The sequence below is a fragment of the Latilactobacillus sakei genome (assembly GCA_002953655.1).
In the GTDB taxonomy this organism is placed as follows: domain Bacteria; phylum Bacillota; class Bacilli; order Lactobacillales; family Lactobacillaceae; genus Latilactobacillus; species Latilactobacillus sakei_A.
In genome coordinates this window covers 602,191-619,562 of record CP025839.1, presented here as the reverse complement: position 1 = coordinate 619,562, position 17,372 = coordinate 602,191, and the positions used below count along the sequence as shown (strand labels likewise).

11 protein-coding genes are annotated in these 17,372 nt (G+C 42.5%); 3 read left to right on the top strand and 8 right to left on the bottom strand.

All coding sequences use genetic code 11. The features are described from left to right. Positions 1-3: 3 nt before the first annotated feature. On the bottom strand, positions 4-876 hold the full coding sequence (locus tag C0213_02935; protein ID AUX11401.1) for an ABC transporter ATP-binding protein: 873 nt from the start codon (positions 874-876) through the stop codon (positions 4-6). 138 nt (positions 877-1,014) lie between these two features. Here C0213_02935 and C0213_02930 point away from each other — a divergent pair, with 138 nt between their 5' ends. Beyond that, a complete protein-coding gene (locus tag C0213_02930; GenBank protein ID AUX11400.1) occupies positions 1,015-1,656 on the top strand; it encodes a 3-methyladenine DNA glycosylase in 642 nt (213 codons plus the stop codon). Between the two features lie 110 nt (positions 1,657-1,766). Continuing rightward, positions 1,767-2,885 (top strand): aryl-alcohol dehydrogenase, encoded by a 1,119-nt coding sequence (locus C0213_02925; GenBank protein AUX11399.1) that lies wholly within the window; start codon positions 1,767-1,769, stop codon positions 2,883-2,885. Positions 2,886-2,938: 53 nt separating this feature from the next. Here C0213_02925 and C0213_02920 read toward each other — a convergent pair whose 3' ends face one another. The 5 genes from C0213_02920 to C0213_02900 form a co-directional block, all read right to left on the bottom strand. Beyond that, positions 2,939-3,685 (bottom strand): oxidoreductase, encoded by a 747-nt coding sequence (locus C0213_02920; protein ID AUX11398.1) that lies wholly within the window; start codon positions 3,683-3,685, stop codon positions 2,939-2,941. Between the two features lie 163 nt (positions 3,686-3,848). Then, positions 3,849-4,229 carry a transcriptional regulator gene (locus C0213_02915; protein AUX11397.1) on the bottom strand — a complete coding sequence of 127 codons (381 nt, stop codon included), beginning with the start codon at positions 4,227-4,229 and terminating at the stop codon, positions 3,849-3,851. A gap of 100 nt (positions 4,230-4,329) precedes the next feature. After that, entirely contained in the window at positions 4,330-4,974 is a 645-nt protein-coding gene (locus C0213_02910) for an NAD-dependent dehydratase (protein ID AUX11396.1), read from the bottom strand. Positions 4,975-5,580: 606 nt separating this feature from the next. After that, complete coding sequence (locus C0213_02905; protein AUX11395.1) at positions 5,581-13,095, bottom strand: hypothetical protein; 7,515 nt, start codon at positions 13,093-13,095, stop codon at positions 5,581-5,583. Between the two features lie 190 nt (positions 13,096-13,285). After that, a complete protein-coding gene (locus tag C0213_02900) occupies positions 13,286-14,245 on the bottom strand; it encodes a nucleoside hydrolase (GenBank protein AUX11394.1) in 960 nt (319 codons plus the stop codon). 199 nt (positions 14,246-14,444) lie between these two features. On the opposite strand from C0213_02900, the gene C0213_02895 reads away from it, so the two are divergent. Beyond that, positions 14,445-15,041, top strand: coding sequence for a hypothetical protein (locus C0213_02895; protein ID AUX11393.1), 597 nt, complete (start codon positions 14,445-14,447; stop codon positions 15,039-15,041). A gap of 47 nt (positions 15,042-15,088) precedes the next feature. Here the strand turns inward: C0213_02895 and C0213_02890 are convergent, their stop codons facing one another. Together C0213_02890 and C0213_02885 are read right to left on the bottom strand one after the other, a co-directional pair. After that, entirely contained in the window at positions 15,089-16,282 is a 1,194-nt protein-coding gene (locus C0213_02890; GenBank protein AUX11392.1) for an aminotransferase, read from the bottom strand. A gap of 25 nt (positions 16,283-16,307) precedes the next feature. Continuing rightward, positions 16,308-17,372, bottom strand: coding sequence for a peptidase M24 family protein (locus C0213_02885; GenBank protein ID AUX11391.1), 1,065 nt, complete (start codon positions 17,370-17,372; stop codon positions 16,308-16,310).

The following is a 17,372-nucleotide window of genomic DNA, read 5'->3' as shown; positions in this document are numbered from 1 at the left end:
CTATTATTCCCCCATTATGTCGTGATAGATATCGGCTAACGAACTCGCTTGAATTCGAATATCGTGGACCTTTGTGAGCAATAACGGCGCCAACTGTGCTAATACCTGATCACTATCACTAACTTGTAATGTCACTTTTGCGCCATCTTGACTGGCACTGGTAACCGCTGACCACTGTGTAAAACTATCCAGAGGTTCGGTCGTCGTAAAACTAACTTGCGCATTCTTGAATTGGCGTTGTAACGTGGCAAAGTCCCCATCGTATTGAAATTGGCCCGCCTTAAGAATTAAAATCCGAGTCGCAATCTGTTCAATTTCTTCTAAGTAATGGGACGTTAAAATAATCGTTTTCCCTTGTTTTTTCAAATAATCAATCTGCTGCCAAAACTGCTGCCGACTACCGACATCCATGCCGACCGTCGGCTCATCTAAAAAGAGAAGCTGGGGATTGCCCGCCATAGCAAGGGCAAACGATAAACGTCGTAATTGACCGCCTGACAACTGTGACACTAATTTTTGGGCGTGTTCCGTTAAGTTCGCAAGGGTTAACAACGTTTCAGTTGCTAGCGGTGTTTGATAATAACTGCGCACTAATGCCAGTTCTTCAATCACTTTTAAACGTGCTAGTGGCATATCACCTTGCGTCATGGCACCGACTTGATTCAAGTGGCGTTTTTCATTTGGTTGTTCGCCCAAAATACGAATCTGACCTTGCGTCGGTGCTAATCGCCCCAACATTAGGTTAATTAACGTTGATTTGCCGGCCCCATTAGCACCGACCAAGCCGATAATTTCACCCGGGTGAACAGTTAAATCAAGTCCTGCTAAAACAACTTGGGAATCGAATCGCATTTTTAATTGTTGAATATCAATCATTTTAGTCACCTCGTTTGAATAAACCAAGTATAGCGAAATCTCTCCCGCACACTTAGACCCATTTGTCATGATTTCGATATGACAAATGTCACATCTTCGCAGCACCGTGTTAAAATAAATTTGTCTGGAGGTTTTAAGATGACAAGCATACAACCAGCACCAATGGCTTTTTTTACCAATCGGCCCACAACTGAGATTGCCCGTGATTTACTGGGGACTCACCTGTTATACACGAGCCACCAAGGGACCCTCGGTGGTTTAATCGTTGAAACCGAAGCCTACGTGGGTGCTCAAGATACTGCCGCACACGCTTATAATGGGCGCCGCACGCCGTTTAGTGAACCCCTTTATCACGAACCGGGCACAATTTATATCTACCAATTACGCAGTTTCTTCCTATTTGATATCGTGACGCAAGCTGTGGATCAGCCCCAGGGCGTCTTGATCCGAGCCATTGAACCTACACATGGTTTGGCACAGATGCAGCGCAATCGACCGAACAAACCTGGTGTTAACCTCACTAACGGCCCCGGTAAATTAATGGGCGCCTTAGGGATTCATGATAAACAACTAACTTTTAAAAATGTGGCTACCGCACCATTAACAATTGATCTCGCAAATCGGCGCCAACCACGTCACATTACAACGGCGCCCCGCATCGGGGTTAACGCTAAAGCGGCCAGTGGCCAACTCCCTTACCGTTATTTTATTACCGGTAATCCCTATGTCAGCGGCACTTTGAAAAAAGATTGGGACCGTGAACAACACGGATGGCTTTAGGGTCCGGTTATTCAACCTTTTTACTTGATAGCCTTAATTTGATATTGTAAACGATTTCAAAAATGTTATAATTATTTGTGAATTAAATATTTAAATAAGAGGGTATTCTCATGAAAATTAAAGCAGCCGTTGTTGAACAACAAGGTGCACCATTTGTCATTAAAGATAATATCGAATTGGCCCCACTTCATCCAGACGATGTGCAAGTCCACATGGTCGCTAGCGGGATTTGTCATTCTGATGAAGCGCTGCGTAAAGGCGACGCAATTATTGGCTATCCAATCGTACTTGGTCATGAAGGTTCCGGGATTGTTGAAAAAGTTGGCTCAAACGTCCAAAGTTTAAAAGTTGGCGATCATGTCGTTCTGTCATTTTATGCTTGTGGCATTTGTGAAAACTGTCTTAAAGGGATGCCAACCCAATGCTTAAACTATGCTGAAAATAACCTTTCTGGCGTACGTCCAGATGGTAGTTCACACTTTACCGAAAACGAACACCATGTTGCTGATATGTTTGATCAATCATCATTCACCACAACGACTGTCGTTCGTGAACGAAATGCCGTTAAAGTGCCTGATGATTTAGACTTACGTGAACTCGGACCGCTTGGTTGTGGCTACGTTACTGGTAGTGGTACTGTTTTAAATACTTTAAAACCAAAACCTGGTGATACAATCGCCGTCTTCGGCACAGGAGCCGTTGGTTTAGCCGCAATGATGGCCGGTAAAATTTCCGGCTGTACCAAAGTCATCGCAGTCGATATTATCGACGAACGCCTCGCACTCGCTAAAGAACTTGGCGCCACTGATACGATTAATAGTCGTCAAACAGACGATGTGGTTGCCGCTATTCAAGCACTCACTAACGGCCGTGGTGTGAACTTCTGTGTCGATACCACTGGGATTACCCCAGTCATGGAAGACTCAATCAAAGCACTTTGCCAAGGTGGTGTTTCAGCAACAATCGCTGTTACCCCTAACCACATCGATCTCGATACTTGGAACGATTTATGTGTTAACGATAAATCAGTCGTTGGCGTCAACATGGGTGATTCAATCCCACAAATCGACATTCCGCGTTTAATTGAATTCTACCGTCAAGGGATGTTCCCATTTGATAAAACTGAAAAATTCTATCGCTTCGAAGATATCAATCTTGCAAATGAAGCATCAATTAAGGGCGAAACAATTAAACCTGTCTTAATTATCGACCCTGATTACCAAATCTAATCCAAAATAAAAGCGAGATGCCTAGGCATCTCGCTTTTTTTGAGTCTTTTAGACTAATAATCTCTCTGATCAATCGATCGTAGAATGACCTCATTGATTCCCACGTTGGCTGGTGTCTCAATTGCATAAACCACGGCATTAGCGACATCGTTGGCACTCAAGCCCGTTTCTGCTTCACTCTTGAGAACTGCTTCTCTTAATTTCGGATCACTAATTTTGGCAGCCAATTCAGTTTGCGCATGCCCTGGTGAAATCAACGTTGATTTGATGCCTTTACCAACTTCTTCAACGCGCAAGCCTTCCATCACGGCCCGCATTGCGTATTTAGTGGCTGAATAAACAGACGAACCTTCACCTGTAAAATGGCCCGCAACTGAATCAGTTGTGATAATATGACCACTCTTTTGTTGTTCCATAATTGGTAGGGCGTATTTAATACCGTATAAAGCACCCTTCAGATTAATATCAATCATTGCTTCCCATTCATCAACTTTACCGTCGCGCAACATTGAAACAGGCATTAACCCGGCATTGTTAAACAACACATCGATGCGACCAAATTTAGTGATTGCAGAATCAATCAGTGCTTTCACCTCCGCTAATTGCGTCACATCTGTTTTTTGATAAATAATTTCCGTATTGTATTTAGCAGTCAACGCTGCAGCCAATGGTGCCAACAGACTTTCACGACGAGCCGCTAAGACCAACTTGGCACCCTTAGCCGCTAATAACGTAGCTGTTTCTTTACCAATTCCACTTGATGCGCCGATAATCACGACGACTTTATTTTGAATTGTCATTTTTATTCCTCACTTTTAGTTGATAAGGCTAGTATAGACGGCTTATCGGAATAAACAATTACGCACTTTCAACTAACTAAGGCACTTTAAAGTAAGTTTTGTGGTATGGCAGCTTAAATTAATCAAGACGATCTCAAAAAATTTTTAACAGCTTATTTTTACATTAAAGTTCATATTTTTCATGATCTGTGTAAGTCAAATCGACTGCTACACCGCTTTGCTTTAGAAAATCAATTCGGGCTTCACCCCAGTTGGCCATCACGCCTAGAATGGGCACCAATGATTGCCCGTATTCAGAAATAGCATACTCGACATGCGGTGGTACTTCGTTAAAAATAGTCCGTGTAATAATCCCATCGCGCTCTAGTTCTCGTAGTTGATCCGTCAGTACTTTTGATGAGATTCCTTGAACCGCTCTTTTTAAGTCGGCCGGTCTCTGGGGACCATCCACTAAATGACATAAAATTAATGGTTTCCATTTTGTGCCCATCACCGCTAAGGTCATCAGGACGCCATTTGTATAATGATTTTGTGGTTCGTTCATTAAAGCCACCTCAATTTGATTATGATTGGTCTATCATACCCTAACCGCCGTCAAAAGAAAATCGAACACAAAAAAAGAAGGTCGCTATGACCTTCTTTTTTTAGCGGTACCATTCTGGTTTGTCACCCTCTGTATTGGGTTTATTTAAGCCCAATGAATCACCAACTGCTTCAGTTGGGTTTTGAATCAAATGAACAACTTCTGCAGCGACGCTTTTTCTGGAAACTTCGGTCCCTTTGAAAGCATCCGCACGATGTGTAATTTCATAATCGATTTCGTCCTTATCAGATAACCAAGCTGGGCGAATAATTGTAAAGGCTAATCCTGACGTTTCAATTACCTTGGCGGCGGCTGCGTATGTTGGTAAATAACCATCGTCTAACATTTGATGGTTCCACTGACCGTATGCCCCGGGAACTTCGTCATAGATACCGAGTGTTGAAATCCAAATTAAGCGTTTAACCCCCGCTGTTTTCATAGCAGATACAACGGCTTTAGCCTGCGTTTCAATATTAACGCCCGCTAAATTTGCGTAGACGACTGTGACGCCCTTCATCGCTTGGACTAAATCGACTTGCTGGCTAGCATCACCTTCAACCAACTGTTCGCGTTGTTGATCTTGGATTGTTAGTCGGTTCGCTTTTCTTAGAAATAACACTAATTGCGCATCCGTTTTAGCTAGCAATAGTGCTCGTGTCAATTGTGCAATCTTGCCATGCGCCCCTAATATTAATACCTTTTCCATTTAAAACGCCTCCTAAATTTATCACTATCTAAAGTGTAGCGACTGCTAACCTTTTTTACAAATAAAAACACTTACAAAAAGATAGTCATATTTATCTAACAATCGCAATTAAATATTCATACTTTGTTCATATTTAATTGTTATTCTATATATATATCAGATGAACGCCTCCCAAGTATCATCTGATTAACCGAATCGGCATACCTCCCTATGTCGATTTACTCCCAGAACCATCCTAATAATAAGTAATCAATTGAAATTCCTCCCAAGAACTTCAATTGCCAGGCCGCTATCTCCCAATAGCTGGCCAACCAAAGATGCGAGGTAAAGGGCCGCTGTTAAGCGACTTTTTACCTCGCATTTTTGCTTTCCCATAAAAGCCGTCAATTCGTCTTAGTTTCATCTGTGAATCTTCACATTTCGTTCACATTCAATTGGTATTCTTTATACATCAGATAAATTCCTCCCAAGAAAAATCAAGTTAGAAACACTAAATGATGATCAATGCGGGTTCAATCCCCGCTAGCTCGATTTTCCTTCCAAGAAAATACAAAAAGGGTGATCATGATGATCACCCTTTTTTTGTGGCATTATTCAGATAACTTATTATTTATCACGTTTGATTGGTAATAAGCTCTTAAATAGTGTCACCATTGCGATTAAGAATGCCCCAACCGCTGCCCAGACACCAGTCTTATTGGCGTCTGTTTGTGGTAAATCGCCATCTTTACTGTTAGCATTTTGACCACCAGTTGTGTCACTAACACCCACATTTAACATGTAATGGTTATTTTGACTACTATTCAATCCGTTATTCGTCAAATTATTGACGTTGTTTGAATTCCCTAATTGGCCATTATCACCATTACCGGCATTATTATTGCCCGGGTTATGACTGCCGTTTGAATTACCATTCGTGTTGCCACCGTTACCAGTGTTGTTACCAGTATCGCCATTGCCATTGCCGGTACCAGAGCCATCCTGGTCATTAGCGGCTACACGAATTCTGACTGGTTGACCATCTTTTTCAAAGTCACCATTGTGAGCAATTATCGTGACGATCAATCTTTGACCGGCTTTTAATTGCCCTGTTTTAACGATGAAATTGCCGTTGATATCAACCATACCGTATTTAACGGAACCATCAGGCATTGTCACGCTTGCTTCAAACATTGTACCTTTAGGGAATGGCTTATTGATAGTGACTTTACCAGTCACTTGCGTATCACCCGCTTTAACTGGGTCAACACTTGGTTTAGCAACAACGTAGTTTTCTAGCGGATTGGTTTCACCTGGATTACCAGATTCAACCGTCACATTAACTTTATCGCTACCCTTTTCGTGATTGCCGTTATGTGCGATTATTTCGACCGTTAATTTATCACCTGCTTTAACTGCATCGATTGGTAATATGAAGTTGCCATTTGAATCAACTGCCACTTTCACTTTATCGCCATTTGGCAATGTTACAACGGCTTCGAAAGTCGTTCCTTTAGGAATTGGTTGTGTTAATACAACCTTACCTGTTACTTTCGTATCACCAGCTTTAACCGGGTCAACACTTGGTTTCGCAACCACATAGTTTTCTAGTGGATTCGTTTCACCTGGATTACCGGCTTCGACCGTCACATTAACTTTATCGCTACCCTTTTGATAGTTACCATTGTAGGCAATCACTTCAACTGTTAATTTATCACCTGACTTAACAGCATCGATTGGTACTACAAAGTTACCATCTTTATCAACTGGTACTGTTTCTTGCTTACCATTTGGCATTGTGACAACAGCTTCAAAAGTTGTATTTTCTGGAATTGGTTGCGTTAATACAACCTTACCTGTCACCTTCGTGTCGCCGTCTTTAACGGGTTCAACGCTTGGTTTAGCTACGACATAGTCTTCTAATGGATCGGTGATCGGTGCTGCTTTGACAATCATTTCAGCAATCGCACTATCTTTTGTAAATGTGCCATTTTTAGCTGTAATCTTAATTTGCACTTTTTGATTTGCTGTCAATTGAGCAGTATTGATAATGAACTGTCCTTCTGGCCCAACTGTCCCAGAATCGAGACGAACTATCCGTGTTCGGCCATTTGGTAAGACGATAACAGCTTCAAAAGTTGTGCCCTCTGGCCAGTCTGGATCTAATTGAACCGTCCCACTAACTTGTGTTTCACCAGCAACACCTTGTTTAATCGTTGGCGTTGCTACTGAGTAATTTTCAAGCGGATCGGTTTCACCTGGATTACCAGCTTCAACAATCACATTAACTTTATCGCTACCTTTTTCATGATCACCGTTATGCGCAATCACTTCGACCGTTAATTGGTCGCCTTCTTTAACTGCGTCGATTGGGATATCAAAGTTACCATTCTCGTCAATTGTGACTGTTTGTTTATCACCATTTGGCAATGTCACAACTGCTTCAAAAGTTGTCCCTTTAGGAATTGGTTTGGTTAATTCAACTTTACCTGTGACTTTTGTGTCGCCAGCTTTAACTGGATCAACACTTGGTTTGGCAACCACATAGTTTTCTAGTGGGTTGGTTTCGCCTGGATTACCAGCTTCAACGATCACATTAACTTTATCGCTACCTTTTTCATGATCACCGTTATGCGCAATCACTTCGACCGTTAATTGGTCACCTTCTTTAACTGCGTCGATTGGGATATTAAAGTTACCATTTTCATCTACTGTGACTATTTGTTTATCGCCATTTGGTAATGTTACAACAGCTTCAAAGTTTGTCCCGTCTGGGATTGGTTTGGTTAATTCGACTTTACCTGTCACTTTTGTGTCGCCAGCTTTAACTGGATCAACACTTGGTTTAGCCACGACGTAGTTTTCTAGTGGGTTCGTTTCACCTGGATTACCAGCTTCGACCGTCACATTAACTTTATCGCTACCTTTTTCATGATCACCATTATGTGCGATCACTTCGACCGTTAATTGGTCGCCTTCTCTAACTGCATCGATTGGGATATTAAAGTTACCATTTTCATCTACTGTGACTGTTTGTTTATCGCCATTTGGCAATGTCACAACAGCTTCAAAAGTTGTCCCGTCTGGGATTGGTTTGGTTAATTCGACTTTACCTGTCACTTTTATGTCGCCCGCTTTAACTGGATCAACGCTTGGGGTTGCCACGTCATAGTTTTCTAATGGATCAGTGATTGGGGCTGCTTTAACAATCATTTCAGCGTTTGCACTGTCCTTCGTGAAAGTGCCATTTTTAGCAACAATTTTAACCAAGACTTTTTGATTAGCCGTTAGCGCCGTTGTATTAATTGTAAATTTGCCATCCGGTGCCACTGCGCCAGAATCAAGTCTCACAGCGCGTGTCCGACCGTTTGGTAATACAATCACCGCTTCAAAGGTTGTCCCTGCTGGCCAATCTGGATCAAGTTGAACTTGACCACTAACTTGGGTTTCACCCGCAATTCCTTGATTAATCGTTGGGGTTGCCACGTTGTAATCAACTAATGGATCTGTTTCTTCTTTTTCAGAAACAGTGACGGAAGCGGATTGACTTTCCTTCATATTCGCACCATTTGTTGCGACTACTTTAGCGGTATAGGTTTGCCCCGCCACTAATGCATCGGTCGTTAATTCGAACTGACCACTACTATTGATGGTTGTCGCTTTCGTCGTGCCGTCTGGTAATGTAATTACCGCTTTAAAGCTCGTCCCATTTGGAATTGGTTGGGCTAATGTAACTTGCCCCTTGATTGACTTCTCGCCTTCAACTGCCGGTTGCATCATTGGTGTTGCCACGTCATAATTTTCAATCGGATTAGTTGGTAAGCCTGCATCAACCGTCAAACTGACTGTCTGACTATCTTTCTTGAAGTTTCCATTAATCGCAGTTACTTTAGCTGATAGTATTTCACCGGCTGTCAATGGTTTTGTACCAACTGTAAATTCACCAGATGGCAAGATTGTTGCGGTTGTCGTTGTGCCATCTTGTAATGTCACGCTCGCTTCAAAAGTTGTTCCTGCCGGCACTGGTTGTTTCAATGTCACAGAACCACTGACATGTGTGTCACCCGCTTTAGCCGGATTCAATACTGGCATATTGACATCGTAATCAGCGAGTGGATTTTGTTCAACTGCTGGACCAACATTTACCGTTACTAACGCACTATCTTTAGTATAAATACTATTCTTAGCGGTTACCTTCACCGTTAATTGATCACCTTCAGTTAAGTTACCGGTCACGATTGTAAAATGGCCATTTTCATCAACTACGGCTGTTTTTTGCGTGCCGTCAGCTAAGGTAACTGTTGCTTCAAAACTTGTGCCTTCTGGAATCGGTTCTGCAAGCACAACTTGACCAGTGACACGCGTTTGATCAGCCGTTACCGGATCAACTGTTGGTGTCCCAACTTCATAATCCGCAATTGGATCCGTTGGTAATTTTTGACTCACTTTTTGGTAAACGACACTACTATCCTTGGTAAATGTGCCATTAGTTGCGACCACCTTTACAGCGACCGTCTCATCGGCAACTAAGGCCGCCGTTGGTACGGTAAATTGACCATCCGCACCAATTGTAACAGCTTTAGTGGTCCCGTCTGCAAGTGTCACAATCGCTTCAAAAGTCGTCCCATTTGGAATCGGAATTCCTAGGTTAACCTGGCCTTTAACTGCCGTATCGCCTTCAGTTAACGGCGCTACGACTGGTGCATTAACCGTGTAGTTTTCAAGCGGATTTGTTTCTGCAGTCGCGTCAACGGTTAATTGAACTGGATTACTCTCTTTTTGATAACCACTATTGTGGGCAGTGACATGAATTTCTAATATATCATCAGCCTTTAATTCACCCGTTGTGACCGTAAAAGTACCGTCATCTGCTACTTCAGCCGTTTTAAGTGTCCCGTCTGGTAGCATAACTGTTGCTTCAAAAGTTGTCCCGGCTGGTGCTGGGTTCGTTGTCAGATCAACCTTCCCAGTAACTGTCGTATCACCTGCATAAGCAGCGTCTACAACTGGTTGAGCAACCGTATAATTGGCTAATGGATTCGTATCCGGTGCTTGGGTAACCGTCACGTCGACTGAAGCACTATCCTTAATATAACCACTATTTTTAGCAGTGATTTTAACCGATAAAACATCATCAGCCGCTAATTGACCTGTTTCAATTATAAATTGGCCATCAGGGCTAACATTGGCGCGTTTGGTACTACCATCCGCCATTGTCACCACAGCTTCAAAAGTCGTACCAGCTGGTATATCCGTTAGCGTTACTTTCCCTGTTAGTTGTGTATCATCAGTTGTCATCGGATTAACATCCGGTGTCGCCACTGTATAATTTTCAAGTGGATCGGTTGGCACAACTTCACTCACCAATAATGAGGCTGGTGTACTTTCTTTTTGATAGATGCCATTTTGTGCGATTACTTTCACGGATAGATTTTCACCCGCAACTAACGCCCGCGTTGGGACTTCAAAGTCACCGTTAGCCTGTACATCGGCTGCAACGGTCCCACCATCAGATAATTGCACTTCAGCTTTGAAAGTTGTTCCCTCTGGAATTGGGACCTGTAAGTTCACGTGACCGCTCACCTTGGTTTGACCAGCAATTGCTGAATCCAATGTTGGGGTTGTCACTTGATAGTTAACTAATGGATCAGTTGGTAGGGCGTCGGCCACCGTTGAGTTGACTGCGGCCCCTTCTTTTGTAAATTGACCATTAATGGCTGTAATATGGGTAGCTAATTGACTACCTGCAACTAGCGGATCTTCTGTATTAACCGTAAAGTCGCCATTTGCTTGCACTTCCGCCTTAACTTGACGACCACCAGGAAGCGTTACAGTTGCTTCAAAATTGGTATTATCTGGAATTGGCGTCTTCAAGTCAACATGGCCCTTAACGCTCGTATCACCAGCAAAAGATTTTTCAACCGTTGGGGTTGCCACATCATAATTGGCGATTGGATCTTCAATTGGTGCATCAGCAACCGTCACCGTTACATTCGCACTTGGTTTTGTAAACTGACCGTTTGTTGCCACGATTTTTACCGTTACATCGCCCGCAATTAATGGATCAGTCCCAATACTAAATTTACCGGTCGTTGTGTCTACATCACCACTGACTTCTGTCCCATTCGCTAAAGTTGCGACAGCTTTAAACGTCGTACCAGCTGGGATTGGTTGATTTAATGTCACTTGGCCATCTAATTTCGTATCCCCAGCTGTTGCGGGATTGACCGTTGGTGTTGCCACATCGTAATTGGCAATTGGATTTTCAATCGGTGCATCCACAACTGTGACCGTTACGTTGGCACTTGGTTTCGTGAACTGACCGTTTGTTGCCACGATTTTCACCGTCACATCTCCGGCGACTAATGGATCAGTATCGATACTAAATTTACCGGTCGTTGTGTCTACATCAGCACTGACTTCAGTGCCGTTCGCTAAAGTTGCGACGGCTTTAAACGTCGTACCAGCTGGGATTGGTTGATTTAATGTCACTTGGCCATCTAATTTCGTATCGCCAGCTGTTGCGGGATCAACTGTCGGGGTTGCCACATCATAATTGGCAATTGGATTTTCAATCGGTGCATCCGCAACTGTGACTGTCACGTTGGCACTTGGTTTTGTGAATTGTCCATTTGTTGCCACGATTTTCACCGTCACATCTCCGGCGACTAATGGATCAGTATCGATACTAAATTTACCGGTCGTTGTGTCTACATCAGCACTGACTTCAGTGCCGTTCGCTAAAGTTGCGACGGCTTTAAACGTCGTACCAGCTGGGATTGGTTGATTTAATGTCACTTGGCCGTCTAATTTCGTATCGCCCGCTGTCGCAGGATCAACTGTCGGGGTTGCCACATCATAGTTTTCGATTGGATTTTCAGTTGAAACATCGCTAACCGTTGATTCAACCGCTGTACTTTCTTTTGTATATTGGCCGTTAGTTGCCACCACTTTTGTCGATAAAATTTGACCAGCTGTTAAAGCCCCCGTATCCACGGCAAACGTTCCGTCAGCCTGCACTGCCGCAGTCTTAGTTGTGCCATCATCCAGGGTTACAACTGCTTCAAAAGTGGTGCCAGCTGGAATCGGTTCTTTTAAAATCACATTACCAGCGACTGTTGTTTGCCCCGCCACTGGTTGGGTTACCGTTGGCGTTGCCACATCATAATTTTCAATCGGGTTAGTCGCAGTCGTTGGGAAATTCAATGTGACTGCTTCCCCTTCTTGCTCAATCGCTGTCAAAATGTCTGCTGAAATTAAGGCATTATTAATGGCTGCTGCTTTCACCGTAGCAGTTGGCACACCCGGATCACTAACCGTCGTATGCAAGGTCCCACTAGCTGAGCCTAATAAATTACCACTCAAAGCACTATCTAAAATTGTTGACGTACCACCGGCAATCGCATCGATTACTTCAAAAAGTTCGGCGCTCGCTTTTTGAAGCGCTTTCACTAAAGTCTCAATTAGGATATTGTCCGAATGAACGGCTGCAATCGCATCCCGGAGACTATGGAATAAGGCTGCGTAAGCTTGGTGGACATAACGCCCAAATCCTTGCGTAAAGTCGACCGAAATTGTTTTGCCATCCGGGGAGACATTAGCAGTTACCGTTTCTTGATAACTACCTAAACTTTGAACTTGCTTCAAATCATCAAAGGCTGCAACTACTGCTGGAATTTTTAAAGCCTTATCCAATGCAGTAATCGCTAAGCCTAACGCATCAAATAACGGCTTAACACCTGGGATATCCCCGGGTGTAATTGGTAAAAGATCAGCTTGAATATCAACTGTACTACCGCCAACAACTTTCCCCTGAAGTGAAGCGGGTAAAGCATAAACTAATACTTTTTTATCCGCAACACCGACTGTGGCGACACCTTGTCCTGTGTAGTTTAACGATAAATCAAAGTTCCCCTCTGCATTAGGGGTCATTTGTGTCCCCGTTGTCGAGGTTAAACTCGCATTTTGTAAAATCGAGACATCAGCTAAGCCGGCCCGTGGATTCACCTGGCTCGCTTGCGCCCGATTTTGATTAATGACAAAGACACTTGCCACCCCAACACCACTATTTAGTAATAATAACGTACCACTACAGACATACAATGTCCGCCTGAGCATTTTCTTACGACTAACCTTTTTCATATGGCAACACTCCTTTCGTATAATCTCAAATTAACATTCACAAAACACAAAAGGTAATTATATGCTTATGGTAATTATTAGTTACAAAAAATAACACAAAAAAGCCCCCATGACTAAATTAGCCACAGGCGCTTACTTTAACGCTAATATACGACCTTCAATTTAATAATCCTATTTTTCTGCTTGTTAATTATTTTACTGCTTTTAAGAGTTGACCAATCCGTGTTTTAAACGCGTTCAAAAAACGAGGGGTATCGACTTGAACGCAGACAGCCGTTCTCGTTTTCGGATCGTCCAAGCGAGCATTGTCGCCGATTGTCCGACCGCGCGAAGGCCCCTCAACCTCTGTTTTTAAGTTTAATGGGAAGGTTGTCACAAGGCTTGGATCAATGGCCACTGCCACTGCTAATGGATCATGTAAGGCGCAACCATGTAAATGCGGTGATGTCACTTCATACGCCTTAATATAATAATCAACCATATCGGCATAGGCTTTCGCCGCATCCGTTGCAAGTGCCCGCCACTCTTGTGTATCTTTCTTAGTGAAGAGTGTTCTGAGCGTCACATCTAAACCGACCATCGTGACTGGTAACCCACTCTTGAAAAGTAAATCGGCTGCTTCTGGGTCTTGGCTAATATTAGCTTCTGCATATGGTGAAACATTCCCACAAACGGTGAGCGCGCCCCCCATGATAACGATTTGTCCCACTTTTTGCAGTGTTGGCAAATCTTTTTGAATCGCTAGGGCTAAATTCGTCATTGGGCCAGTCGCCACAATGCTGAGATCAGCTCCATATTGTTGGCAAGCAGCTAATATAAAATCAACAGCTGACTGGCTAGCCGCATCCGGATGCGGCTGTGTTAAATGGATTTCGCCGACCCCATCTTGCCCGTGGATTTCCGCACTAATTGGTAACACGCTAAAGTCGTTCGTCGTTGTAGAATGACCAGCGCCCAAATAAACAGGGATTTCTGGATGGCCCAATAAATGTAAGATTTGTTGACTATTGACGACACTTCTTTCCGTCAAAACATTGCCATATTCTGAGGTAATGCCAATTAATTCAACTTCTGGTGAACCTAATGCATAGGCAATCGCCAATGCATCATCAATTCCAGTATCTAAATCTAAAATCATTTTGTGTGTCATTTTAAAACCCCTCCTAAACTTTGTGAACGCTTTTTTGGAACTAACTTTAGTGTACCGCATTGCGCGAACAACGTAAATTCTAAACTGACATCCCACCGATTATTCTTAAATTTATTTAAAATTAACTAAATCACACTAAAATTCGGAGGTATTTTGATTATTTTACCGTATTATTTGTTAAGCTGAATCTTACTATCAATTGGGAGGCAATTTATTGGCAACAATCACGTCTAAAATACGAATCGGACTAATTTTCAGTAGTCTGTTAGTGCTACTGACCGGCTGCGGCCTACATCAAAGCAGTCAAACACCCGCTCGAACTTGGGAAACTAATCAAGAAGAACAGCAACGACAAAGTCGCTTCATTAAAAAAATCGGTCAAAATGCTAAATTGGTCTATCAAAAAAAACATCAGGTTTTACCTAGTATTATTATCGCCCAAGCCATTATTGAATCTGACTGGGGACGCAGTGATTTAGCAACCAAAGCCAATAATCTTTTTGGCGTTAAGGGTCAATACCAAGGCCAGCAAATCCTAATGACCACCGATGAATACGAAAATAATCAACGAACCACCATTAAAGATTATTTCAAGGTTTACCCCTCTCTTGAAATCGCGATTCAAGATCATAGTGACTTTCTGAGTGTTGGCACTTATACAACACTCGCCAACCTCACTAATTATGCGGAACAAGCCGATCTCTTACAAAAGACTGGTTATGCCACTGACCCCAACTACGCAACCAAAATCAAAAAGGCAATCCAAGACTATGACTTGGCGGAATATGATGCTTAAATAAAAATAACGGTTCAAAATCTTATTATGATTTTGAACCGTTATTTTTATTTTGTATGTGCTTGCCAAACTTCTGCCATTCTAGTCATTGATTCTTTAATCAATGCATTAGGTGCGCCTAGATTTAACCGAATAAAGGTGTCACCATCCGCAACGTAATCATCGCCATCACCCAAAATAACACCGGCTTCATTGGCCATCATGTCAACAATTTCATGCATCGTAAAAGGTGTATTAGCAATATTAACCCATGGTAGATAAGACGAATCCATGTCACACATTTCCCAGCCATCAAACGATTCAGCCAACATGACTTGAATATCTACATAATTTTGTTTGATATACGCCTCACATTGGTTCAGCCATTCTTCCCCTTGATTATAAGCCGCAATCATCGCTATCTGTCCAAAAACATTAGGTGAAGTAATTGAATTTTTAGCATATTGTTGACGTAATCTTTCCCGCAATTTTACATTAGGAATAATTGAATAAGATAGTTTTAAACCGCCTAGGTTGAATCCTTTATTGGGAGAGGTTAAAACAATTAATTGGTTCCAATACTGTTTAGGCAATTGAAAGGCTGAATAAAATTGCCCGTTAATAATATGTTCAGAATGGACCTCGTCAACAACTAATAAGACGTTGTTTTCGAGGCATAACTGCGCAATCCGTTGCATTTCAGACAGTTGCCAGATCCGACCACTTGGATTATGCGGTGAACAGAGTAGATAAATCTTAATTTTATCGTCTTGTAACTGTTTTGCCAGTAATTCAAAATCAATCGTATATCGTTTATTTTCTAATTTAAGCTTATTTTTAACAATTTGATACCCGTTATGTTCAGCCGCATAAGCGAATGGTCCGTAAACTGGCGTATTCATCAAGACTTTTTCATCTGGTGCCAAAAAGGCTTGGTATAAATAATGCATATTAGGGACGGTTCCATAGCCGAGCGTTAACCAATCACGCTCTAGCCGATTATGATGCCGTCTTTTTTGCCAATTTAAAACAGCGTCGTACCATTCATCAGTGGCATATGTGTAACCGTATGCCCCATTTAGCGCGACATTTGCTAGGGCTTCTCGAATTTCGGGGGCTGCTTGAAAATCCATATCTGCAATCCAAACGGGAATGAAATCAGTTCTCACTTTTGGAAATTTCCCCTGAACAATTTTGCGGTCCCATTTGCGCGCGTGATCAATCCGTCGATCCGCACATGTATCGAAATCATATTTTATCATTTACGCCACACCTTATTCATTAATTTTAAAGTACCAACAGCGTCTTGGTCGTTTCGTTTAAAATAACAGGCCCATCTTTGGTGATAACCACGTCATCTTCAATCCGAACCCCCCCTAAATCAGGTATATAAATACCCGGTTCACACGACATCACCATACCCACTTGTAATTGATCCGGGCTTTTAGCATTCAGCACTGGTAGTTCGCCATCCCCAATTCCCATGCCATGACCTAAACCATGATTAAAATAATCACCATAACCCTGGCCCATAATGAAATCAGCTACGATGCTATGATTGTCGGCAGCCACTGTTCCAACCTGTAGACTATCGATTCCCAATTGTTGCGCAGCCTTGACCGTTTCATAAACACGCTTCATTGCAACACTTGGTTGACCAATAGCCACTGTCCTGGTCATATCTGATTGATAGCCGGCTAAGATGATACCAAAATCGATTGTGACAAGTTCACCTTCTTGAATCAATTTATCCGTTGCCCGGCCATGTGGCATTGCACCTCTAATCCCAGATGCAATGATGGGCTCAAACGCCATTCCGTCAGCACCCAAGTCAAAAATAATCGCATAAAGTTGCCCTAATAACCATTTTTCGCTCACACCGGCTTTAACATGCAGTAACAATTGCGCAAAAGCAGTATCTGTCAGCTGGCAAGCCGCCTTCATTTTGACTAATTCAGCATCGGTTTTAATCGCTCTGATAACTGCCAAATGGCTACCAAGTGGCTCGAAATGATGCTCATCTGCTTGTAGCAGTTGATACTCTTGAATTGAAAATGCGCGATCCTCAAAGCCAATATTATCAATTTGTAAAGCCGTTAATTTCTCAATAATCGCCTGTAGATACGTCCCTTGGAAGACTATTTCTATTTGAAAATCACTCATTTTTTGTTGTGCTTCAGCCACATAGCGACCATCCATAAAGGCATACTTAGTTTGCTTGGTTATCAGTAACCAAACGCCGCTACCTGTTAACGATTCTAAATAGGTTTTATTCGCTTTACTTTTAATAATCAAAGCTTGCAAGTTCATTTCATCCAGAAGGTGCTGCACTTTTTCAACTTGGACGGTCAT

Excerpts from the sequence above, each read along its gene's own strand:
- C0213_02900 (AUX11394.1), bottom strand. The coding sequence starts at position 14,245 with ATGACACACAAAATGATTTTAGATTTAGATACTGGAATTGATGATGCA.
- C0213_02885 (AUX11391.1), bottom strand. The coding sequence starts at position 17,372 with ATGACCGTCCAAGTTGAAAAAGTGCAGCACCTTCTGGATGAAATGAAC.
- C0213_02925 (AUX11399.1), top strand. The coding sequence starts at position 1,767 with ATGAAAATTAAAGCAGCCGTTGTTGAACAACAAGGTGCACCATTTGTC.
- C0213_02930 (AUX11400.1), top strand. The coding sequence starts at position 1,015 with ATGACAAGCATACAACCAGCACCAATGGCTTTTTTTACCAATCGGCCC.
- C0213_02910 (AUX11396.1), bottom strand. The coding sequence starts at position 4,974 with ATGGAAAAGGTATTAATATTAGGGGCGCATGGCAAGATTGCACAATTG.
- C0213_02915 (AUX11397.1), bottom strand. The coding sequence starts at position 4,229 with ATGAACGAACCACAAAATCATTATACAAATGGCGTCCTGATGACCTTA.
- C0213_02935 (AUX11401.1), bottom strand. The coding sequence starts at position 876 with ATGATTGATATTCAACAATTAAAAATGCGATTCGATTCCCAAGTTGTT.
- C0213_02905 (AUX11395.1), bottom strand. The coding sequence starts at position 13,095 with ATGAAAAAGGTTAGTCGTAAGAAAATGCTCAGGCGGACATTGTATGTC.
- C0213_02920 (AUX11398.1), bottom strand. The coding sequence starts at position 3,685 with ATGACAATTCAAAATAAAGTCGTCGTGATTATCGGCGCATCAAGTGGA.
- C0213_02890 (AUX11392.1), bottom strand. The coding sequence starts at position 16,282 with ATGATAAAATATGATTTCGATACATGTGCGGATCGACGGATTGATCAC.